We start from the raw sequence: 24,158 nt of genomic DNA, 5'->3' as shown, positions 1-24,158 counted from the left end.
CATTATGAAAAGAATGTTAATAAATGCTACTCAACATGAAGAACTACGTGTTGCTTTAGTTGATGGACAAAGGTTATATGATTTAGATATAGAAAATTCCAATAATATACAAAAAAAATCTAATATATATAAAGGTAAAATTACACGTATTGAACCAAGTTTAGAAGCTGTTTTTGTAGATTACGGAGTAGATAAACATGGTTTTTTACCAATTAAAGAAATTACAGAAGAATATTTATCTAATCAAATTTTATATAATAAATTAAATTTTAAAAATTCTTTATTAATTGGTAAAGAAATTATTGTACAAATAAATAAAGAAGAACGGGGTAATAAAGGAGCATCATTAACAACATTTATTAGTTTAGCTGGAAGCTATTTAGTTTTAATGCCTAATAATCCTAATTCAAGTGGAATATCAAGAAAAATAGAAGGTGATGATAGAAAATATTTAAAAAAAATTTTATCATTATTATACTTACCCAGTAATATGAGTTTAATTATTCGTACAGCTGGATTAGGAAAAAATATAGAAACATTTAAATTAGATTTAAAATTTAGATTAAAACATTGGGAAATAATAAAAAAAATAGCTAAAAATAAATCTGCCCCATTTTTAATATATCAGGAAAGTAATATAATTATAAGAGCATTACGTGATTATTTATGTCAAGATATTAATGAAATTTTAATTGATAATCCTAAAATATTAAAATTAGCTAAGAAACATATTAATATTTTAGGAAGATCAGATTTAAAACATAAAATTAAGTTATATAAAGGAACTATTCCTTTATTTAGTCATTATCAAATAGAATCACAAATTGAAACTGCTTTTCAAAGAAAAGTTGAATTATCTTCAGGTGGATCAATTATAATTGATACTACAGAAGCATTAACATCAGTTGATGTTAATTCTTCTAAAGCGACTAAAGGTATAGATATTGAAGAAACAGCATTAAATATTAATTTAGAAGCTGCAGATGAAATTATTAGACAATTAAGATTACGAGATGTAGGCGGATTAATTGTTATAGATTTTATTGATATGTCTCTTTTAAAAAATAAACAAACTATTGAAAAAAGATTATTATATAATATACGTCAAGATAGAGCTAAAATTCAAATAAATAATATTTCAAAATTTGGATTATTAGAAATGTCACGTCAGAGATTAAAATCATCTTTAAAAGAATCTAGTTATTATTTATGTCCTAGATGTTTAGGTAATGGTAATTTAAGAAATAGTAAATCTTTATCTTTATCTATTTTAAGATTAATAGAAGAAGAATCTTTTAAAGAAAATACAAAAGAAGTATATGCTATAGTTCCTGTGAAAATAGCATCTTATTTATTAAATGAAAAAAGAAATGTAGTAAATGCAATTGAAAATAGAAAAATTAGAACATTTATCATTCCTAATGATAAATTAAATACACCTAATTATTCTATTTTAAGAATTAAACATGGAGAAGATAAAAAAAATGTTTATTTTTTTATAAAAAAAATTAATAAATTAAATTTAAATATTAATAATTATCGTTATTTTAAAAATAAATTTTCAAATAAAATTTTAATTAATAAAGATATTAGACTTAAAACATTAAAAGTATATAATCAGTCAATAATAGATAAAAAAAATCATTCTTTTTTTAAAAAATATAAATTATTTAATTTTTCAAAAAAAAAAAAGATTTATTTAAAGAAGTTTAAAAATTTTTTTATCAAAAAAATAATATTTATAAATAAAATTATTTTAAATATATTTAATAAATATTTATTTTATAATAAAAAAAATAATTTAACTCAAAATATTAATAATTCTTTAAATAAAATAAATTTAAATAAAGAAAAAGAAATTTTAAATTTTTATAAAAAAAAAACTGTGCCAATTTATAATTTAAAAATAATAAAAAATACATTAAAACCAGTAAAATTAGATGCTAAATTAATCTATAAAAATGAAAAAAATAATCAAAATAATTTTAATAATTTAAAATTAAAAAAATTTTTAAAAATACAAATAAATAAAAACTCTTATTTTAATAAAAAAAAATATATCAAAAATATTTTTAAAAAAAGTAATATTTTTACTGATAATAAAAAAAACAATATATCTAAATTTTCTATAGAAAATAAAATAGAATTTAATAAATTTAAAAATCCTGTTAAAATTAATAAAATAATATTAGATAAAGTAAAATTACATTGTAAAAAAAATTTAATATCTAAAACAAATATAATTATTCCTGATTTTGTTAATAAAAATCATTTTAAAATTAAAAATAATCATTTTTTGACAAAAAAAAAAATATATAAAAATTATATTTTACCAAATGGTAAAAAAATACACAATAATTTTACAAATTATTTTAATAATAAATTAATCAATTCATCATTTAATTCGAAAAATAAAAAAGGTGCAGGAGGACATGCAGCTAAAAGATATGCTACATCTCCAGTAAAAAGACCATAATTTTTTTTATATAAAAAATATATTATTTTAATAAATTATAAAGTTTACTCTAGTATTTTATTTATATACAATGAGTAAACTTTACTATTAGATAATTTTTAAAATTTTATTTATTATATCTTTAGCATCACCAAATAACATATAACTATTATCTTTATAAAATAAAGGATTACTAATTCCTGAATATCCTTGATTCATACTTCTTTTAAGAATGATAATATTATTAGCTTTCCAAACTTCTAATACAGGCATACCTGATATAGGACTTTCAATATCTTCTTGAGCTAATGGATTAACTGTATCATTAGCACCTATGACTAATACGGTATCTGTATTAATAAAATCTTTATTAATTTCATCCATTTCTAATACTATATCATATGGTATATTAGCTTCGGCTAATAATACATTCATATGTCCAGGTAACCGTCCTGCTACTGGATGAATTGCAAATTTTACGATAATATCTAATAAACGTAATTTTTTTACTATTTCTGAAAGTGGATATTGTGCTTGAGATACAGCTAATCCATATCCAGGAACAATAATAATTCTATTAGAATTTTTCAACATTTCTACTGTATTTTCAATAGATATTTTTTTAAAATTTTGTATATTTTTTTTTGTTGTAATAACATTTTTATGAGAAAATTTATTATTTCCTCCAAGAAGTACATTAATAAATGATCTATTCATACCTTTACACATTAAATATGAAAGTATAGCACCAGAAGAACCAACTAATGCTCCAGTTATAATTAATAAATCATTAGTTAACATAAATCCTGAAGATGCAGCTGCCCATCCTGAATAAGAATTTAACATTGAAATTACTACAGGCATATCTGCTCCACCAATACTCATTATTAAATGAAAACCAAATATTAGTGAAACTAAAAAGACTAATCCTAATGATATAATTTGTAATATTATATTATGGGTTTTTAAAAATATCATCATAAAAATAAATGATATGATTAAAGTACAAATATGTATATAATTTTTATATTTTAAGTTTAAAGTTTTTGATTTAATAAATCCTGATAATTTACTAAAAGCAACAATAGAACCTATTAAAGTTATTGAACCAATAAAAATACTAATAAATATTTCTATTAATTGAATATGAATATTTTTATAAAATAAAATTTTATTATAAATTAATAATAAATAATTATTAAATCCAACAAGAATGGCAGTTAATCCTACAAAACTATGTAATATTGCAATTAATTGAGGCATTTTAGTCATATCAATTTTTTTTGAAATAATAATACCTATAATTGAACCTAAAAAAATTGCTCCTAATACAAAACCTATATTATTTATTGATGATTTTAATATAGTAATAATAATAGCAATAAGCATTCCATAAATAGCAAGTAAATTACCTCTTTTAGAGGTTTTTTTTTTTGAAAGACTAGCAATACTTAATATGAATAATATTGCAGATATAGTATATATAAATATTAATGACCTATCAAACATTTATAGATTCTCCTTAATTTTTACGAAACATTTGTAACATACGTTGAGTAATAGTTAAACCACCAAAAATATTAATACTAGATAATAAAGTTCCTAAAAATGAAAACATAATTATAGTATAATAATCACTATTTACTTGTAATATAGATCCAATAATAATAATACCAGAAATTGCATTAGTCACAGACATTAAAGGTGTGTGTAATTTATGATCAACATTCCATACAACATAGTATCCTATAATACAAGATAATAAAAAAATAATAAAATGTGGTATTATCTCATGTGGAACAGATTGTGTTATGTAATAAATACAAAATAGTCCTATAATATATGAAAAATATTTACTTCTAAAAAAACATGTTTTTTTTTCTGTAATATTTTTTTTATTTTTAAAATCATTATTTTTTTCTATGTTTTTTTTTGTTTTTTTTAATTTAATTTCTGGTGCAGGCCAAATAATTTTACTATTATAAACAATAGTCATATTTCTAATAATTTCATTTTTTAAATCAATATTAATTTTACCTAAATTATTTTTAGATAATAAATTTATTAAATTAACAATATTTGTACTATATAATTGAGAAGCTTGTGGAGCTAGTTTACTAGGTAAATTAGTAAATCCTAATATTTTAATATTATTATCTGTAATAATCATTTTATTAATTTTTGTTAATTCACAATTACCCCCACTTTCAATTGCAAGATCAAAAATAATACTACCTGGTTTCATTAATTTAACTATTTCTTTCGTGATTAAAATAGGTGCTTTTTTATTCAAAATGACGGCTGTTGTAATTATAATATCTGTTGTTTTTACAATATTATTAAAAAAATTTTGTTCTAATTGTATTTTTTTTTTTGAAGATAATGTTTGATACTCATTATCATTATCTTCTTGATAATATTTTAATTCTAAAAATTCAGCACCCATACTATGAATCTGTTCTTTTACTTCTTTTCTTTTATCAAAAGCAATTACTTTTGCTCCTAAACTTTTAGCGGTTCCTATTGCTGATAATCCTGCTACTCCTGCTCCAATAACCATTATTTTTGCTGGTAATATTTTACCTGCAGCTGTTATTTGTCCATTTGGAGTTCTTTGTAATAAATTTATAGATTCTATAATACTTCTATAACCTGATAAATTATTCATTGAACTTAATGCATCTAAAGATTGAGCTTTAGAAATTCTAGGTACTGTATCCATTGCAATAGTAGTTATATTTTTTTTTGCTAAAGTTTCTAATAATAAATTATTTTTATTTGGCCAAATAAAACTAATTAATATACTATTATTTTTTATTAATTTAATTTCTTCTATATCAAGAGGATGAATTTTTATTATTATATTTGATTCCCAAATTTTTTTATTTTCTACTATTTTTGCACCTTCATTTATAAAATCTTGATTTTTAAAATAAGAAAGATTACCTGCATCTTTTTCAACATATACTTTAAATCCTAATTTTATTAATTTTTTAATATTTAAAGGAGTCATTGCTATTCTAGTTTCTTTTAAATATTTTTCTTTTAGTATTCCAATTATCATATTTATTCCTTGAATATAAGAAAATTTATTTATTTAATAAAATTAAATAAAATAAAAAATATTTATTTAAAATTAAAAACTATCATTTATTAATTTATTTTTCAAATTTTTATTTTAATATAAAAATAAATGATTAATAATTTATTTTTATGTTAAATCCTGAATCTAAGTTGATTATTTCTCCTGTAATACCTAAAGATAAATCAGAAGCTAAAAAAGTAGCTACATTACCTATATGATTTATAGAAATTTTTTCTGATAAAGGACTATTCTTTTTATATAATTTTATTAATTGGTAAATATTTTTTATTTCTGAAGATGCAATTGTTCTGATTGGTGCTGGAGAAATACCGTTAATTCTAATATTTTTATTACCAATATTACAGGCTATATAACGGATGTTAGCTTCTAATGAAGCTTTTGCTAATCCCATTATATTATAATCTTGTATAACACGTCTTGATCCTAAATAAGTTAATACTATAATTGAAGATTTATTATTTAATATATTAACACATTCTTTTACCATACCTAATAAACTATATGAACTAATTTCATGAGAAATTTGAAATACTAAACGAGATGTATTTTGAATAAAATTTTTTTTTAAAGTATTATTAGGAGTAAATGCAATAGAATGAACAAAACCATCAAATTTATTCCATATTTTAGATATTTTTAAGAATAGAGATTTTATATCTTTATCTTTAGATACATCACATTTTATAATAGGATTTTTTGTCATTTTTTTTACTAATTTTTCTATTTTATCTTTATTTTTTTTTTTTTGATATGTAAAAATTAAATTTGCTTTATGCTTATGCATAACACGAGCTATACCATATGCAATAGATAATTTATTTAAAATACCAGTAATTAATATTTTTTTTCCTAATAATAAACACATAATTTTAATCCTAAAATAATCAAAATTTTATCAATAAATTTAACAAAATTATTAATAATAATAAAAAAATTAAATATTTTTTTAAAAAAATATTTAAAAACTCGATATCTCTCACTTTTTTGATTTGTTTCACTAGACAAATGTATTATTAATTGATGTACTTTTAAATGACACAAATTTAGTGTCTATTTTTATGTAAAGGTAATAATTGATGTCCAAGATTAAAGGTAACGTTAAGTGGTTTAATGAATCTAAAGGTTTTGGTTTCATTACTCCTGAAGATGGTAGTAAAGATGTTTTTGTACATTTTTCTGCAATTCAAAGTAGTGGTTTTAAAACATTAACCGAAGGCCAAAGAGTAGAATTTGAGATTACTAACGGAGCCAAAGGACCTTCTGCTGCTAATGTTGTTGCTCTTTAAATTTCGTTAGTTAGTAAGAAAAGGTTAAATAAAATATGCCTCTGAAAAAAATTTATTTTATTAAAATTATTTTAAATATTTATTATTTTAACAAATAAATAAAAAATTTTAATTACTTTATTAATTTTAAATAATTAAACATAAAATTTTTAAATTTTATCAGAGGCATATTTATTATATAAAATTTAAAAAGAAAATTTTTCTGCATTATATGAAGAACGAATAAATGGACCACATATGACTTTTTTAAAACCAAGTTTTTTTGCTTCTTTTTGAATTTGTGCAAATTCATTTAAACTAATATATTTATAAACAGGTATATGATTTTTACTAGGTTGTAAATATTGTCCTATAGTTAAAATATCAACTTGACTATATTTTAAATCTTTTATAGTATTAAATAATTCTTTTCTTGTTTCTCCTAAACCTACCATTAAACCTGATTTAGTTAAAATATTAGGAAATAAATTTTTAAATTTTTTTAATAACATTAAAGATTTTTTATATTTACCAGAAGGACGTATTTTATAATATAAACGTTGCACTGTTTCTATATTATGATTAAAAACATCAGGTAATGAATAACTAAATATATTTAAAGCTTTTTCCATACAATTTTTAAAATCAGGTACTAAAATCTCTATTTTAATATTAGAATTTTTTTTACGTATTTTTTTTATACATTCAATAAATTGATTTGCACCTCCATCATGTAAATCATCTCTATTAACTGAAGTAATAACAACATATTTTAATTTCATTTTAAAAATAATATTAGCTAAATTAGAAGCTTCATTTTTATTATATTTAATTTTTGGTCTGCCATGAATTACATCACAATATGGACAATTTCTTGTACATATATTACCTAAAATCATAAAAGTTAATTGTCCTTTACCAAAACATTCTATTAAATTAGGACAAGATGCTTCTTCACAAACTGAATATAATTTATTTTTTTTTAAAATAGATTTAATTTTTTTTATTTTATTAACATGTTTTATTGAAAATTTAATTTTAATCCAATTAGGTTTTTTTAAAATTTTTTGTTTCATATTATATAAATTTCATAAATTATATATTTAAAAAATATATTTAATATTATAAAAGAAAAATTTTAAAAAAAAAATAAATTTAATTAATCTTGAATATCATTTATTAATGATAATAATTCTTTTATTAATAATTTTTTAATTATATTTTTTTTTATATATGGAATAAAATTTTTTAATTGAGTCATTTTTAATTTATAAAAACCACATGGATTAATATATTTAAAAGGTAACATATTCATGTCAATATTAAATGACATTCCATGTGAAGTAAATCCTTTTGAGATTTTAATTCCGATAGATGCGATTTTTTTATTATTAATATATACACCAGGAGTATGATTAAAAGAATAATCAGGTGTAATATTAAAATATAATAATATATTAATAATAGTTTGTTCTAAAATAGTAATTAATGATTTAATTTGTATTTTTCTTTTTTTTAAATTAATTAAAATGTATATAATTTGTTGTCCTGGAGCATGATAAGTAATTTTTCCTCCTCTATCAGTATTAAATATTGGTATCTTATGATTATAAGATAGAATATCTTTTCCTTTTGATAATTTTCCTTGAGTAAAAACAGGATTATGTTCAACTAACCATATTTCATCTAATGTATTAAGAGATCTTATATAATTAAAATAATACATTTTTTTACAAGTTGTATTCCATGATTCTATTCCTAAATCTCTTATAATAAATTTTTTTTTATACATTTATATTTTACTGAAATGTTGTATTTTATTTAAAATATAAATAATTATTGATGAATCCATTTACTTAATAATAATCTTATATAATCTAAAAAACAAACAAAAACATTACCTTTTGGTATATTTTCTAAAGCAATTAATGGATAATTACCAATTATGTGATTATTAATCATGAAAGTTAAATGACCTAATATTTGATTTCTATAAATTGGAGCAAAAATTTTATTATTTTTAATATGATATAAAATTTTAATTTTCTTTTCTTGATTTTTAAGAATTGTTAAAAAAACATTATTTTTAATACCAATTCTTACGTAACTATGTTTACCATATAAAATTGGAATAGAAGCTATTTTCTGATATTTTTTTATTGGATTAATTGTACGAAATGTTTCAAAACCCCAATTTAATAGTTTTTTACTATTTTTTTTACGGTCTTGTTCTGTTTTATCTCCTAAAATAACAACAATTAATCTCATATTATTTTTTATTGCAGAAGCAATTATATTATAACCAGCATTTTCAGTATGACCTGTTTTAATTCCATCTACATTTAATGTTTTATCCCATAATAATAAATTACGGTTTTTTTGAGAAATATGATTAAAAGTAAAATATTTTTCTTTATAAATAGAATATTCGTAAGGAAAATCACGTATTAGACATTTTCCCATAATAGCAATATCTTTTGCAGACGTATATTGTCCTATTTCATCTAATCCATGTACATTTTTAAAATGAGTATTTTTTAATCCTATTTTTTTAGCATAGAAATTCATTAAATTTACAAAATTATGTTGATTACCAGATATGTATTCTGCAATGGCAACACATGCATCATTTCCTGACTGTAATATAATTCCTTTTATTAAATTTTTTACAGAAATACGATCTCCTATTTTTAAAAACATTAGTGATGAACCATTAAATTCATCATTACCTGCTGCCCAAGCATTTTTACCCACAATAACTATATCATTTCTATGTAATTTTCCTTTTACTAATGCTTTTCCTATTACATAACTAGTCATAATTTTTACTAAACTAGCTGGTTTTTGAATTTCATTCGAATTTTTTTCAGTTAAAATAATACCTGTATTGTAATCTATTAAAATATATGATTGAACATCAATATTTGGTTGAGATGTAATATTAAATATATTTTCATTTGCATGTATAACTGTTGAATATACTAAAAATACAATAATAATTAATTTTAATATATTATTAATAGATTTATTATTTTTTTTATATATTTTCATTATATTTTTACTCACACATAAATATGTATTTTTTTATTAAAATTATTAAAATTTTTTTTATTAAAATATTATTTTATATAATTTTTTTAAAAATGTAACTAATTTTTAGTAAAATATAATATTATAAAAAATATAAATTAATTAAAATATAATATGGTAAATTTTAAATTTATAAAAAAATATAGATTTGCATTAGGAGTAGAATATAATGGTTCTAATTATCATGGATGGCAAAAACAAAAACAACATTACAAAAATACTATACAAGGATGTTTAGAAAATGCTATTTCTAAAATAGCAAATCATAATATAGTAGTTTTTTGTGCTGGTAGAACTGATATTGGTGTACATAGTTTAGGACAAGTTGTTCATTTTGAAACATATAGTTTTAGAAAAAAAAAATCTTGGATTTTAGGTATAAATAGTTTATTACCTAAAGATATAGTTATTAATTGGATAATACCTGTAAATAAAGAATTTCATGCTCGATTTAGTGCTTTATCACGTAGATATTTTTATATTATTTATAATAATAAGTATAGACCTGCTGTATTAAATAATTTAGTTACTTTATATAATTATAATTTAAATATAAAAAAAATAAAAAATGCAATGAAATATCTTTTAGGAGAACAAGATTTTTCATCTTTTAGATCTGGTAGTAAATTAATTGGTTCTTCTTATAGAAGAATTTTACATTGTAATATTAAAAAATATGGAAGTTATATTTTAATTGATATTAAAGCTAATGCTTTTTTATATCATATGGTTAGAAATATTGTCGGAAATTTATTAGAAATAGGTATTGGTAATAAAAAAGAAGATTGGTTATTAAAATTAATAAAAATGAAAGATAGGACTAAAGCGGCAGCTACTGTTAAACCAAATGGTTTATTTTTAGTAGAAGTTGAATATCCAAAACATTTTTATATTCCCAGTATAAATTATAATTTACATTTTTTTTTAAAAAATTTAATTTAGTAAAAATTTTTATTAAAAGAAAATTTTATTTTAAATAAATTGTATAATTCATTTTATTTTAATTATTTTAAAATTATTTAAAATTTTTTAAATTTCAAATAATTTCATATAAACAAAAAATTTATGTAAAAAATATGTTTATTATTAATTATTAATTTATATTAATATTATTATTTTATATAATATTTAGTTATTTTAGAGAATTTATAAAATAAATTTTTACAATATTTACTTAGTTTATATCATTTTATTTATATAAAAAATATTATAATTATATTATCTTTATGAAACATAAAGAAATAATTAATTTTAATTTTAATTTTAAAAAAATTTTTTTATTATCTATTTATTTTATATTAATTTTAATATCAAGAAATATTATTAAAAAATATTTAAATCAAAAAATTACTAATTAGTATCATATAAAAAATACTAATAATATATTAGAATTATTTTTCGGAATATTTAAAGGATGTTTAATAATTTCATTTTTTTTATATTCATAAAATAATATAGACAGAAATTTATATAATTATTTTTTAATTTTAAAAAATGATTTTTTTTACTTATTTTAATAATATTTTATAAAAATATAAACATATTTTATAAGAATTTAATACCCAGAGCGGGAATTGAACCCGCATAGCAGTATAAATGCCGAGGGATTTTAAGTCCCTTGTGTCTACCAATTCCACCATCTGGGCAAAATAAAAAAAAATAAACTTTTTTAAATGAGGCGCATCCCGGAATTGAACCGAAATAAAAGGATTTGCAATCCTCTGCATAAACCATTCTGCCAATGCGCCATTTTCATATAATATATTAAATTATTAATTCTGTATATATTATATTTTATTTTAAAAAAAAATTTATAATTTATCTTATATATAATTTTATAATTTTTTTATATATAATTAAATTCTACTTACTTAATAATATTTTATTTTAGGACAATATATGATAAATAAGTTAATACTTGTTATTAATTGTGGTAGTTCTTCTTTAAAATTTTCAGTTATAAATGTTTTAAAAAAAAAAATTTTATTATCTGGTTTATCAGAAAATTTTAAAAACACAAATTCTTATATTAAATGGAATTTTAATAATCAAAAGAAAAAAAAAAATTTTTATTTAAAAATTAATCATAAAATAATATTAAATTATTTAATAGAAAATATTTTAAAAAAAACTTTATTATATAATAATATAATTGCAGTAGGTCATCGTATAGTTCATGGAGGAGAAAAATTTACAGAATCTGTTATTATTACAAAAAAAGTTATAGAAGCAATAAAAAAAGCATCTATTTTTGCACCTTTACATAATCCTATTCAACTAATAGGTATTAGCGAAATTATAAAAATATTGCCTCATTTACAAAATAAACAAGTTGCTGTATTTGATACTTCTTTTCATCAAACAATGCCTGAAACATCATATTTATATGCTTTACCAATAAAATTTTATGAAAAATATAAAATACGCCGTTATGGTGCTCATGGTACCAGTCATAAATATGTTAGTAGAAAAGCTGCAAAAATATTAAATATCCCATTAAATTCATTAAATTGTATTTCATGTCATTTAGGTAATGGTTCATCTATTACTGCTATTAAAAATGGTAAAAGTGTTGATACTTCGATGGGATTAACTCCTTTAGAAGGTTTAGTTATGGGTACTAGATGTGGAAATATTGATCCTGCAATTATTTTTTATATGTTTAACAAATTAAATTTTAAAATAGATAAGATATATAAAATTCTAACTGAAAAATCAGGTATGTTAGGACTAACAAATATAACTAGTGATTTTAGATATATTGAAAATAATTATTTAAATAATTTTAAAATAAAAAGAGCTACAGATATTTTTATACATTCTTTAGTTAAATATATTGCTTCTTATAGTGTCTTAATGGAAAATAAAATAAATGCAATTATTTTTACAGGAGGTATTGGAGAAAATAGTGTTTTAATTAGAGAAAAAACAATAGAAAAGTTAAAAATTTTAAATTTTTTTATTAATCATAAATTAAATAATAAAATAAAATTTGGTAAAGTTGGTTTGATAAATAAGGATAATAGTATTCCAATATTAGTTATTCCTACAAATGAAGAATTAATGATAGCAAAAGATACATTTAATATTATAATTAATGAATAATATTATAAAAATTATTTATTTTAAAAGGTGAATAATAATGTTAAAAGTAATTATGTCCATACCTGTTAATGTTGATATGCATTTTTTTACTAGTATAAATATTGGATTATTAAATAATATAAAAAATAAAAAATTAAAATGTAAATTTTTTAAACCTATTTCTCAAATAGAAAATTATGATATTAATTATACTAATAATATTTTAAATAAATATAAATTAAATATTAAATCTATCAATTCGTTAAAAATTAATGATTTTAATTTACTAAATAATAAAACTGAATATAATAATATTATTGAAAAAATAATAGAAAAATATTTTAAAAACATAAATAATACAGAAATTATTTTTATAGAAGGAATAATTCCATTTTGTTTTGAACAAATAATATTTAAATTAAATTGTGATATAGCAAATATATTTAATTCAGAAATTATTTTTGTTACATCTAAATTTTCAAAAAATGAAACTTTAGAAAAAACAAAATCTATTATTAATAATTTTTTTAAAGAAAAATTACATAATTTAACAGTAAATAATACCTTTTTTTTTATTAAAGATAAATATATTAATAATAATCCTTTTTTTTATAAAATAAACATATTTAAAAATATTTTTTTAAAAAAAGATATCATAAATTGTAATTTATTATCTTTAAATACAAATAATTATATTTTTGTTCCATGGTTAACAAATTTTGTATTTGGAATAGATTTAAAAATTATATGTAAATATTTAAATTGTAATATATCTGATAATTTTAAATATACAAATATTAAATATATTATTTTTTTAAATATACAAATGTTTATAAATAAATTTTTTTTTACTGAATCTTTAATTATTATTTCTATAAAAGATAATAAAAATTTAAAAAAAATAAATAATATGTTATCTAAAAACATTTTTTTTAAAGCTATATTATTTACAAATTGTATACAAAAAAATTTTAATTTATTTATAAAAAAAATTATTAAAATTATTAAAAATTATGGTATATATATTTTATATACAAAAAACAATTTTTATGAAATTAATTTAAAATTAAAAAGTATTTATAAAAATAATTTCCCTACTCATGATTCGAAATTAATATTAAATATAATTAATTATATTAATTTATATATTCCTACTCATATTTTTAATAAAAAATTTAAAAATTATAAATTTTATATTTCACCATTTTTATTCAAATATAATTTAATTAATAAAGCAAATAAACTTCATAAAACAATTTTATTACCAGAGGGTAATGAATTACGTATACTTAAAGCAGCATCAATATGTTCTCAAAAAAATATAGCTAAATGTATATTATTAGGTGAAATAAAAGAAATTATTAACATAGCTAAAATTAATAATATAAATTTAAAAAATATTGATATTATCAATCCTAATTCTATTAGAAATAATTATATAGAACAATTAATGTATATAAGAAAAGATAAATTATTAAACAAAAATAATGCAATAAAATTATTAAAAGATAATATGTTTTTAGCAACTATGATGTTAAAAAATAATGAAGTTGATGGTATAGTATCTGGAGCTAATACAACAACAGCAAAAACTATAAGACCAGCATTACAAATAATTAAAACTCTACCAGAATATTCTATAATTTCATCAATATTTATAATGTTATTACATAAAAATGTATTAATATATGGAGATTGTGCAATTAATCCTAATCCTAATTACAAACAATTATCTGAAATAGCAATACAATCAGCTAATACTAGTAAATTATTTGATTTAATACCTAAAATTGCAATGATTTCTTATTCAACAGGTAATTCTAGTAAAGGAATTGAAGTTGAAAAAGTTTACAAAGCAACTAAATTAGTACAAAATAAATTACCAAATTTAATAATAGATGGACCATTGCAATATGATGCTGCTGTTGTAAAAAAAATTGGTAAATATAAAGCACCAAAATCTTTAGTTGCTGGAAAAGCTAATATTATTATATTTCCTGATCTTAATACAGGTAATACTACTTATAAAGCAGTACAAAGAACATCTAAAATAATTTCTATAGGACCTATTTTACAGGGTATAAAAAAACCTATTAATGATCTTTCAAGAGGTGCATCAATTGAAGATATAATCTATACAATTGCAGTAACAGTTATTCAATCTCAGTATACAAAAAAATAAAATATTATTTCATATATTAATTATTTAAATAATATTTTTTTTTATAATTTAAATTACTATCAAATTCATAAACTATAGGCATACCAGTAGCAATATTTAAATTAACAATATCATTATCATTAATATTTTCAATATGTTTAATTAAAGCTCTTAGTGAATTACCATGTGCAACAATAAGAATTCGTTCTCCATTTATAATTTTAGTTGATATATTATTTTTCCATAAATACATTACTCGTTCTAATGTTTTACATAAACTTTCTGATAAAGGTAATTGATAATCTTCTAATTTAGAATATTTTTCATCAAATCTAGACCATCTAATATCATTAGTAGATAATGCTGGTGGTTCAATTTTAAAACTACGACGCCATTCTTGTACTTTTTTTTTACCAAATTTATGAGTAATTTGATTTTTATTCATTCCTTGTAATTTTCCATAATGTCTTTCATTTAATCTCCATGTTTTTTTAATAGGAATCCAAAGTTGATTTAATTCTTTTAAAGTTAACCATAAAGTGTGGATTGCTCTTTTTAAAACAGAAGTATATGCATAATCAAATTTAAAATTATTTATTTTTAATATTTTTCCTGCTTGTATTGCTTCAATTTTTCCTTCTGGAGATAATTTAACGTCATGCCAACCAGTAAATAAATTTTTTTTATTCCATTCACTTTGTCCATGACGTAGTAATACTAATTTTGTATAAGACATAATTTTTTTTCCTTATATAAAAATATTTTTTTATATTAAATATCAAAAGAAGAACCACAACTGCATGTATTTTTCATGTATGGATTTTTAATAATAAATTTAGATTCTTCAATACTTTCTATATAATCAACAATACTTCCATTTAAATATTGCATACTTATTTTATCTATTATAATATTTATACCTGATAAATTTATAAGAATATCATTCTTTTTTATTTTTTTATCTAAAATAAAATCATATTTAAATCCACTACATCCTCCACCTAAAATAAATATTCTAAAATTTCTATTTTTAAAATATAATTTTTTTATTTTATTTACAGCTCTCTTTGTTAAAGAGATAGAAATATTTTTTGAGTTAATATCCATTATTTTAATTTTAACAATTATTATTAAATTAATTTTAATTAAGTAAGATTAATAATTTTATTATATAATCTAGATTTATAACGTGATGCTTTATTTTTATGAATTAATTTTTTTTGTACTTGTTTATCAATAATAGATTGCATTATTTGAAAATTTTTTTTTGATAATTTTATATTTTTATGTAAAATAGCATTATTAACTTTCTTAATAAATGTTTTTAACATTGAACGATAGTTAATATTATGTTTTCTTTGTTTTTCTGATTTTAAAATTCTTTTTTTAGCTGATTTTATATTCGCCATATAACAACCTTTTTAATTGTATGAATAATTTTTATTTTTTATAAAATTATTTATTTACATAAAATATTATTATATATAATATCTATGTATAAATAAAATTTATATTTATTAATTTTTATTAACATAGTAATGAATTAAAGATAATTAGTATGAAAAATAAATTTAGTTTAAATTTACCAAAAACAAAATTTCCAATGAAAGCATGTTTAACGGAAAATGAATTAATTACATTAAAACAATGGGAAAAAGATAATGTATATAAAAAAATACTAAATATAAAAAAAAATAAAAAAATATTTATTTTACATGATGGACCACCATATGCCAATGGTAATATTCATATTGGGCATGCTTTTAATAAAATTTTAAAAGATATTATTATAAAATTTAAAAATATGGATGGATATTATACTTCTTTTATTCCTGGATGGGATTGTCATGGTTTACCTATAGAACAAAAAGTAGAAGAAATTTTAAAAAAACAAAATAAAAAAATTTCTAAAAAAAAATTTAGAATTAAATGTAGAGAATATGCTTTTAAACAAATTGAAAAACAAAAAAAAGATTTTATAAGATTAGGAATATTTGCCGATTGGATAAATCCTTATTTAACAATGGATTTTAAAACAGAAGCAAATATTGTTCGTACTTTAGGGAAAGTTATTAAAAATAATTATATATATAAAGGTAAAAAACCAGTATATTGGTGTACAAAATGTCTTTCTTCTTTAGCAGAAGCTGAAGTTAATTATGTTAAAAAAAAAACATTAACATGTTATGTTATGTTTAACATAATAAATATTAATTTTTTTAAAAAAATTTTAAATATAGAAATAAAAAATTATAATATTTCATTTTTAATATGGACTACAACACCATGGACTATACCAGCAAATAGAGCAATTGCAGTAAATTATACAACATCTTATCAATTAATTAAAATTAATAAGAAAAATATTATTATAATAGCCAAAAATTTGGTTAATATAATTATGAATAAAGCAAAAATTATAACATGGAAAATTTTATTAGAAATAAAAGGTAAATATTTAAAAAATATATTAATAAAAAACCCGATTAATAATAAAATTTCTTCTGTAATTATAAGTGATTATGTTTCTGAAAAATCAGGTACTGGAATTGTTCATATGGCTCCTAATCATGGATTAGAAGATTATAAGATATGTTATCAAAATAATATAAAATGTTTAGAAAATATTATAGATGAAAAAGGATTTTTTATAAAAGGTGTACATCCTAATTTAGATAAAATTAGCATCTTTTCTTCTAAAGAAATAATTATAAAAATTTTAACAAAAACAAACACATTATTCTTATTAGAAAATTATATACATAATTATCCATATTGTTGGCGCCATAAAACACAAATCATATATATATCTACACCACAATGGTTTATTAGTATAGATAAGAAAAATCTTAGAAATTTAGCAAAAAAAGTAATAAAAAAAGTAAATTGGATACCTGATTGGGGTTATAAAAGAATGTTTTTAATGTTAGATAAAAGACCTGATTGGTGTATTTCTAGACAAAGAATTTGGGGAATCCCGATTCCTTTATTTATTCATAAAAAAACACAAAAAATACATATTAATTCTTTAAAATTTATTGAAAAAGTAGCTTGTATGATTGAAAAAAAAGGTATACAAGCATGGTGGGATTTAAATATTAATGAATTTTTAGGTAAAGATGCTATTTTATATGAAAAAGTTATAGACGTATTAGATGTTTGGTTTGATTCTGGATCTACTTATAATTCAATTATTAAACAAATTAAAAAATTTAAAAAAAATAAAATTGATGTATATTTAGAAGGTAATGATCAATATAGAGGTTGGTTTATTTCTTCATTAATTATTTCAACAGCAATACATAATGATGCTCCATATAAAACAGTAATAAGTCATGGATTTACTGTTGATGAAAAGGGAAAAAAAATGTCTAAATCTTTAGGTAATATTATTAAACCTCAGAGTATAGTAAATACTTTAGGTAGTGATATTTTAAGATTATGGGTAGCTTCTACAGATTATACTAATGAAATAAATATTTCCTCGAATATTTTAAAAAGAATTACAGAAATTTATAGACGTATTCGAAATACAGTTAGATTTTTATTATCTAATCTAAATAATTTTATACCAGAAAAAAATACAATTAAAATAGAACAAATGTTAGTTTTAGATAAATGGATTATACATAAGACAAAAATCACACAAAATAAAATTATAAAATATTATAATGAATATAATATACAAAATGTAGTTCAAGAAATTATGCAATTTTGTTCTATAGATTTAGGTTCAATTTATTTTGATATTATAAAAGATAGACAATATACATTTAAAAAATTGAGTATAGAAAGATTAAGTTGTCAAATATCTTTATATATGATTCTTGAATCTTTAGTAAGATGGATAACACCAATATTATCTTTTACAGCACATGAAATTTGGAATTATATTCCTGGAACAAGATCTAAATATATTTTTACAGAAGAATGGTATTCTAAATTATTTTATTTACCATTAAATTGTATAATGAATAATGAATATTGGAATGAAATTTTTATTTTTAAAAATAAAATAAATAAAATTATTGAATATGCAAGAAATAAAAAAATTATAGGTAGTTCTTTAGAAGCTAATATTACTGTTTTTGTAAATAAAAACATTTATAAAAAATTGATAATGTTAGGTTCAGAATTACGTTTTTTATTATTAGTATCTAATATTTCTATTTATGAAGAACTACAAATGTCTACAAATAAATTAATAAAAAGTTTTAAAATTACTAAATCAAAATATTTTAAATGTAAACGTTGTTGGTATTATTATAAAAATATAATTAATGATATTTGTGATCGTTGTAGATTAAATACAATAGGTAATGGTGAAACTCGTTTATTTATTTAACATTTTTCTTAAAATAATTAAAAAAAAAATAAAAATATTAAATATATATTTTTTATTATTAATTTTAATAGATTTTTTTAGTAAAAATTTAATAATAAAAAAAATAAAACTATATAAATTTTATTATATTTGTTCTTATTTAAATTTTATTTATTTACGAAATTATGGTATTATTTTTGGTTTTTTAAAAAATTTTAAAAATATTAATTATTTTTTAATAACAATTAATATTATTATATTAATAATATTAATGATATTAATTTTTATTAAAAAAAATTGTAATCAATTATCTTATACTATTATATTTAGTGGAATATTAAGTAATTTAATTAATAGAATTAAATATGGTTTTGTGATAGATTTTATAGATATACATATATTAAATCATCATTTTCCTATTTTTAATATTGCAGATATTTTAATTTTTATTGGTATAATATTAATTATAAAAGATAATTTTAAAATATTAAAATAATATATAGGTTTTTATATGAAAAATAATCAAATTCGGTTAGCTGTATCAGGCATTAATGGTCGTATGGGTCAAAATATTTTAAGAGTACTAAATAAAGAAAAAACAAATAATATTTTATTAAATGGAGTTACAGAAAGTGAAACATCTCTAAAAAATGTAAATAAAATTTTATATAAATCTAATTTTTTAGATATTAAATCTAATATAATAGATATTATAGATAGATTTGATATTTTAATAGATTTTACAAATCCACAAACAACATTAAAAAATATAAATATTTGTGAAAAATATAATAAAAAAATTGTTATTGGAACCACAGGTTTTACTCAAAAACAAAAACTAATAATTAGAAAAATATCAAAAAATATAGCTGTTATTTTATCTTCTAATTTTAGTCAAGGTATAAATATTTTATCAAAAATAATAGAAAATATAATTACAATTTTATGTAAAAATAAACAAATAAATAATTTAGATATAGATATAATAGAAAAACATCATAAAAAAAAAATAGATTTACCATCAGGAACTGCTTTATCATTACAAAATACTATTATTCAAACTTACAAAAAATTTAATATTTTAAAAAAAATTACATGTCACTCTATTAGAGCTGCTGATTTATATGGAGAACATAATATTTTATTTTCTTTTATTGGAGAACAAATAGAATTAATTCATAAAGCATCTAACAGAATTCCTTTTGCAAAAGGCGCGATTAAGGCAGCTATTTGGCTTAATAACAAAAAATCAGGTATATATAATATGAATGACGTATTAGAAATATAATATTAAAATTAATATACTTGATTAGGTATTTTAGAAAAAATATTTTATAAATAAAAAATTATTATATAAATAAAAAATCTATATGGTATATTTTAGTATTTTTAAAAGGATGATATTGAATATCAATAATATTCACTTTATAAATTTTTTCTTTTTCATCTATCAAATTAATTATATCACATTTTTTTTTCAAAATTTTTTTAAAATTAATGTTAACTACATCATTATTATTTAAAATTATAGGTACTTCTTTTTTTTTTTTCCCATAAATTATGGCTGGAAATTGATTATTTATTCTTAAACGTCTACTAAACTTTTTACCTGTTTGTACTCTTTTTAAAAATTTTATGTTATACATATTCTATCTCTTTTTAGATAATTAATATAATTTTTTAGCAATATCTAATAAATCTTTTTTAAAAATTTTTTTCATATTTAAAATAGCATCAATAATATCATGATGAATCATTTGATTATTTTGAATACCTATACACCTTCCACCATATCCTTTATATAATAATTCAACTGCAAAAGAACCCATTTGAGAACCTAAAATACGATCATATGCAACAGGAGAACCTCCTCTTTGGATATATCCTAAAACTGTAGTTCTAGTTTCACGTTTAATTTTAGTTTGGATAAATTTAGCTAGTTTATTAATATCACAAATAAATTCTGTAATCAATACTATTGCATGTTTTTTACCTTTTTTTATACCTAATTTTATTTCTTTTACCAAATCTTCTTGATTATAATTAATTTCTGGTAAAACTATAAATTCACAACCTCCAGCAATAGCTGCTGATAATGTTAAATCACCACAATGTCTACCCATAATTTCAACAATAGATATTCTTTGATGAGAAGTAGAAGTATCTCGTAATTTATCTATAGCTTGAACAACAGTTTCTAAAGCGGTAGAATAACCTATACTATAATCAGTACCTGCAACATCATTATCAATTGTTCCTGGAATTCCTATACATGGAAAACCCATTTCTGTTAATAATTTAGCTCCCATGTATGTACCATCTCCTCCTATTACAACTAATGCATTAATACCATGTTTTTTCATGTTATTTATAGCGACAGAACGTACTTTTTTATTTTTAAATTGAGTAAAACGAGCAGATCCTAAAAAGGTACCTCCTTTATTAATAATATCAGATACACTAAATCTATTTAATTGAATAATATTATTATTATATAATCCTAAATAACCATTATATATTCCAAAAACTTCAATATTATAACCTATTGCTGTTCTCACAACACCTCTAATAGCAGCATTCATTCCCGGAGCATCTCCACCACTTGTAAGTACACCAATTTTTTTAATCATATGATACCTCATTAAAATATATGATATTTTATTAATAAAATTAATTTTTAAAAAAACCTTTATATTTTTTAGAAACTATAGAATATGGATCTTGATGTATAATTATATCTGAATAAGGAAATTTTTTATTTAGAGCGTTTTCTATTTTTTTTGCAATTGAATGTGATTCTAATAAAGGTAAATTATCTTCTAATACTAAATGAAGTTGTATAAAACGTGTAGGACCAGATTGTCTGGTTTTTAATTGATGTGCTCCTTTTACTTTAGGCCAAGAAGTAATTAAATCTATTATAATTTTTTTTTCATTTTCTGGTAAAGATCTATCTAATAGAGATTGTATTGCTTTATATCCTACTTTAAAAGCATTATAAAAAATAAATATACTTATAATTAATGCTATTAAAGAATCTGCTTGTTTTATATTAAAATAATTTAAAATTAAAGCTAATAAAATTGCACTATTAATTAAAATATCTGATTCATAATGCATCATGTCAGCATGAGTAGCTTGACTATTCGTTTTAGCTATTACTTTTTTTTGAAAAAGAACTAATATTAAAGTTAAAAAAAATGAAATTATTATAACTAATATGCCTATTACTGGATAATATATTTTTGTAGGATGAGATATATATTTTAAACTATTTAAAAAAAGAAATATTGCTGTAATACAAATAAATATACTTTGTGTTAAAGCAGATAATGCTTCAGCTTTACCATGACCAAATGTATGTTCTACATCAGCAGGTTGTAAAGAATAATATATAATTAATAAATTAATTGATGAAGAAGTAATATCTACTAAGGAATCTACACAAGCAGCAAGCATACTTATTGATTTTGTTTGCCACCAAGCTAATAGTTTTAGTGTTAATAATGTTAAAGATAATAAAATTGCTAAATTTGTAGCTTTTTTTATTAATTTATTATATTCATTTTTCTTTTCTTTAAAATAAATTTGTTTAGATATATTATTCATGTTTATATTTAATCCATATTAAAATTTTATAATATAGTATAAAATTTTTTATATTTTAAAATAATTTATTATTTTAACATTAATTTTTATTCTATTAAAAATATGTTAAATTTTAATTTATATTTTTATGAAAAATTATATAAAATAATTATATTTAAATACTAAATATAAAAAAATGAAAAAATTTAACGAAAAAACATTTCAAGGAATGATCTTTATTTTACAAAATTATTGGGCAAAACAAGGTTGTAGTATTATTCAACCGATTGATATTGAAGTTGGAGCAGCAACATCTCATCCTATGACATGTTTATATGCAATAGGGGAAAAACCTATTAAATTAGCTTATATACAATTATCAAGAAGACCATCTGATGGAAGATATGGTAATAATCCTAATAGGTTACAACAATATTATCAATTTCAAGTAATAATAAAACCACCTCCTTATAATATTCAAATATTATATTTAAAATCTTTAGAAAAATTAAAATTAAATTTAAGACAAAATGATCTTCGTTTTATTGATGATAATTGGGAAAATCCTACATTAGGTGCCTATGGAATAGGTTGGGAAATATGGTTAAATGGTATGGAAATAACTCAATTTACATATTTTCAACAAATGGGTGGTATAATATGTAATCCAATAACAGGAGAAATTACTTATGGTTTAGAAAGATTAGCAATGAACATACAAGGTGAAAAAAATATATTTAATTTAATTTGGAATAAAGATAAACATAGTTGTATTACTTATGGAGATATTTTTTATAGAAATGAAATAGAACAATCTATGTATAATTTTCAATATACAAATATTAATTTTCTTATATATTGTTTTAAAAATTATGAATCTGAAATAAATTATTTATTAAAATTAGAAAAACCATTAATTTTCCCTGCATATGAAAAACTTTTAAAAGCATCTCATTGTTTTAATTTATTAGAAGCACGTAGATTTTTATCACATACTGAAAGACAAAGGTATGTTTTAAAATTACGTAATATGACAAAATTAATAGTTACAAAATATTATAATTATATAAAATAAAAATTATTTA

Annotated in this window: 22 protein-coding genes and 2 tRNA genes; 10 read left to right on the top strand and 14 right to left on the bottom strand. The window is 19.2% G+C overall.

All coding sequences use genetic code 11. From position 1 onward, the window contains the following. The first annotated feature begins 4 nt into the window (after positions 1-4). Complete coding sequence (locus tag GJU00_RS00385; RefSeq protein ID WP_168893349.1) at positions 5-2,476, top strand: Rne/Rng family ribonuclease; 2,472 nt, start codon at positions 5-7, stop codon at positions 2,474-2,476. Positions 2,477-2,563: 87 nt separating this feature from the next. On the opposite strand, the gene GJU00_RS00380 is transcribed toward GJU00_RS00385, so the two are convergent. The 3 genes from GJU00_RS00380 to GJU00_RS00370 all read right to left on the bottom strand — a co-directional run bounded on the left by GJU00_RS00380 (position 2,564) and on the right by GJU00_RS00370 (position 6,426). Next, on the bottom strand, positions 2,564-3,964 hold the full coding sequence (locus GJU00_RS00380) for an NAD(P)(+) transhydrogenase (Re/Si-specific) subunit beta (RefSeq protein WP_168893348.1): 1,401 nt from the start codon (positions 3,962-3,964) through the stop codon (positions 2,564-2,566). Positions 3,965-3,977: 13 nt separating this feature from the next. Then, complete coding sequence (locus GJU00_RS00375) at positions 3,978-5,519, bottom strand: Re/Si-specific NAD(P)(+) transhydrogenase subunit alpha (RefSeq protein ID WP_168893347.1); 1,542 nt, start codon at positions 5,517-5,519, stop codon at positions 3,978-3,980. Positions 5,520-5,652: 133 nt separating this feature from the next. After that, positions 5,653-6,426: an enoyl-ACP reductase FabI gene (locus tag GJU00_RS00370; protein WP_168893346.1), complete on the bottom strand. Its 774-nt coding sequence runs from the start codon at positions 6,424-6,426 to the stop codon at positions 5,653-5,655. A 211-nt stretch (positions 6,427-6,637) separates the two neighbouring features. On the opposite strand from GJU00_RS00370, the gene cspE reads away from it, so the two are divergent. Continuing rightward, on the top strand, positions 6,638-6,847 hold the full coding sequence (cspE, locus tag GJU00_RS00365; protein ID WP_168820769.1) for a transcription antiterminator/RNA stability regulator CspE: 210 nt from the start codon (positions 6,638-6,640) through the stop codon (positions 6,845-6,847). A 185-nt stretch (positions 6,848-7,032) separates the two neighbouring features. Here cspE and lipA read toward each other — a convergent pair whose 3' ends face one another. From lipA to GJU00_RS00350, 3 genes are all read right to left on the bottom strand, one after another. Next, positions 7,033-7,902 (bottom strand): lipoyl synthase, encoded by an 870-nt coding sequence (gene lipA / locus GJU00_RS00360; RefSeq protein ID WP_168893345.1) that lies wholly within the window; start codon positions 7,900-7,902, stop codon positions 7,033-7,035. 83 nt (positions 7,903-7,985) lie between these two features. Next, positions 7,986-8,618: a lipoyl(octanoyl) transferase LipB gene (gene lipB, locus GJU00_RS00355; RefSeq protein ID WP_168893344.1), complete on the bottom strand. Its 633-nt coding sequence runs from the start codon at positions 8,616-8,618 to the stop codon at positions 7,986-7,988. A 44-nt stretch (positions 8,619-8,662) separates the two neighbouring features. Beyond that, entirely contained in the window at positions 8,663-9,877 is a 1,215-nt protein-coding gene (locus tag GJU00_RS00350) for a serine hydrolase (RefSeq protein WP_168893343.1), read from the bottom strand. A gap of 153 nt (positions 9,878-10,030) precedes the next feature. Here GJU00_RS00350 and truA point away from each other — a divergent pair, with 153 nt between their 5' ends. Together truA and GJU00_RS02285 are read left to right on the top strand one after the other, a co-directional pair. Further along, positions 10,031-10,858, top strand: coding sequence for a tRNA pseudouridine(38-40) synthase TruA (gene truA, locus GJU00_RS00345; protein WP_168893342.1), 828 nt, complete (start codon positions 10,031-10,033; stop codon positions 10,856-10,858). A gap of 284 nt (positions 10,859-11,142) precedes the next feature. Continuing rightward, positions 11,143-11,274, top strand: coding sequence for a hypothetical protein (locus GJU00_RS02285; RefSeq protein ID WP_281351900.1), 132 nt, complete (start codon positions 11,143-11,145; stop codon positions 11,272-11,274). 201 nt (positions 11,275-11,475) lie between these two features. On the opposite strand, the gene GJU00_RS00340 is transcribed toward GJU00_RS02285, so the two are convergent. Then, positions 11,476-11,562 (bottom strand) — tRNA-Leu (locus GJU00_RS00340). Positions 11,563-11,592: 30 nt separating this feature from the next. After that, positions 11,593-11,664 (bottom strand) — tRNA-Cys (locus GJU00_RS00335). A 151-nt stretch (positions 11,665-11,815) separates the two neighbouring features. Here GJU00_RS00335 and GJU00_RS00330 point away from each other — a divergent pair. Both GJU00_RS00330 and pta read left to right on the top strand, forming a co-directional pair. Continuing rightward, positions 11,816-13,021, top strand: a complete 1,206-nt coding sequence (locus GJU00_RS00330) for an acetate kinase (RefSeq protein ID WP_168893341.1) — start codon at positions 11,816-11,818, stop codon at positions 13,019-13,021. A 37-nt stretch (positions 13,022-13,058) separates the two neighbouring features. Then, the gene (gene pta, locus GJU00_RS00325; RefSeq protein ID WP_168893340.1) at positions 13,059-15,182 is read left to right on the top strand and encodes a phosphate acetyltransferase; all 2,124 of its coding nucleotides are present in this window, start codon (positions 13,059-13,061) and stop codon (positions 15,180-15,182) included. Positions 15,183-15,198: 16 nt separating this feature from the next. Here the strand turns inward: pta and gpmA are convergent, their stop codons facing one another. Genes gpmA through rpsT form a run of 3 tightly spaced genes read right to left on the bottom strand, consistent with a single transcriptional unit; the run spans position 15,199 to position 16,570 of the window. Then, entirely contained in the window at positions 15,199-15,897 is a 699-nt protein-coding gene (gpmA, locus tag GJU00_RS00320; protein ID WP_168893339.1) for a 2,3-diphosphoglycerate-dependent phosphoglycerate mutase, read from the bottom strand. A 35-nt stretch (positions 15,898-15,932) separates the two neighbouring features. Then, positions 15,933-16,268: an iron-sulfur cluster insertion protein ErpA gene (erpA, locus tag GJU00_RS00315; RefSeq protein ID WP_168893338.1), complete on the bottom strand. Its 336-nt coding sequence runs from the start codon at positions 16,266-16,268 to the stop codon at positions 15,933-15,935. A gap of 38 nt (positions 16,269-16,306) precedes the next feature. Then, positions 16,307-16,570, bottom strand: a complete 264-nt coding sequence (gene rpsT / locus GJU00_RS00310; RefSeq protein WP_168893337.1) for a 30S ribosomal protein S20 — start codon at positions 16,568-16,570, stop codon at positions 16,307-16,309. Positions 16,571-16,719: 149 nt separating this feature from the next. Here rpsT and ileS point away from each other — a divergent pair, with 149 nt between their 5' ends. Genes ileS through dapB form a run of 3 tightly spaced genes read left to right on the top strand, consistent with a single transcriptional unit; the run spans position 16,720 to position 20,773 of the window. Further along, a complete protein-coding gene (gene ileS, locus GJU00_RS00305; RefSeq protein ID WP_168893336.1) occupies positions 16,720-19,506 on the top strand; it encodes an isoleucine--tRNA ligase in 2,787 nt (928 codons plus the stop codon). After that, positions 19,481-19,981 (top strand): signal peptidase II, encoded by a 501-nt coding sequence (gene lspA / locus GJU00_RS00300; RefSeq protein WP_168893335.1) that lies wholly within the window; start codon positions 19,481-19,483, stop codon positions 19,979-19,981. Before ileS ends, lspA begins: the two co-directional genes overlap by 26 nt. A 15-nt stretch (positions 19,982-19,996) precedes the next feature. Next, positions 19,997-20,773: a 4-hydroxy-tetrahydrodipicolinate reductase gene (gene dapB, locus GJU00_RS00295; RefSeq protein ID WP_168893334.1), complete on the top strand. Its 777-nt coding sequence runs from the start codon at positions 19,997-19,999 to the stop codon at positions 20,771-20,773. A 61-nt stretch (positions 20,774-20,834) separates the two neighbouring features. On the opposite strand, the gene rplY is transcribed toward dapB, so the two are convergent. Genes rplY through GJU00_RS00280 form a run of 3 tightly spaced genes read right to left on the bottom strand, consistent with a single transcriptional unit; the run spans position 20,835 to position 23,094 of the window. Further along, positions 20,835-21,131 carry a 50S ribosomal protein L25 gene (gene rplY / locus GJU00_RS00290; protein WP_168893333.1) on the bottom strand — a complete coding sequence of 99 codons (297 nt, stop codon included), beginning with the start codon at positions 21,129-21,131 and terminating at the stop codon, positions 20,835-20,837. A gap of 21 nt (positions 21,132-21,152) precedes the next feature. Continuing rightward, the gene (pfkA, locus tag GJU00_RS00285; protein WP_168893332.1) at positions 21,153-22,115 is read right to left on the bottom strand and encodes a 6-phosphofructokinase; all 963 of its coding nucleotides are present in this window, start codon (positions 22,113-22,115) and stop codon (positions 21,153-21,155) included. Between the two features lie 40 nt (positions 22,116-22,155). Next, a complete protein-coding gene (locus GJU00_RS00280) occupies positions 22,156-23,094 on the bottom strand; it encodes a cation diffusion facilitator family transporter (protein ID WP_168893331.1) in 939 nt (312 codons plus the stop codon). Positions 23,095-23,269: 175 nt separating this feature from the next. On the opposite strand from GJU00_RS00280, the gene glyQ reads away from it, so the two are divergent. Continuing rightward, on the top strand, positions 23,270-24,148 hold the full coding sequence (glyQ, locus tag GJU00_RS00275) for a glycine--tRNA ligase subunit alpha (protein WP_168893330.1): 879 nt from the start codon (positions 23,270-23,272) through the stop codon (positions 24,146-24,148). The last annotated feature ends 10 nt before the right edge of the window (positions 24,149-24,158 follow it).

This window comes from Enterobacteriaceae endosymbiont of Donacia simplex (assembly GCF_012568645.1).
In the GTDB taxonomy this organism is placed as follows: domain Bacteria; phylum Pseudomonadota; class Gammaproteobacteria; order Enterobacterales; family Enterobacteriaceae.
Note: the sequence above shows the minus strand (reverse complement) of the source record. Positions and strands in the feature narration are given on the sequence as shown.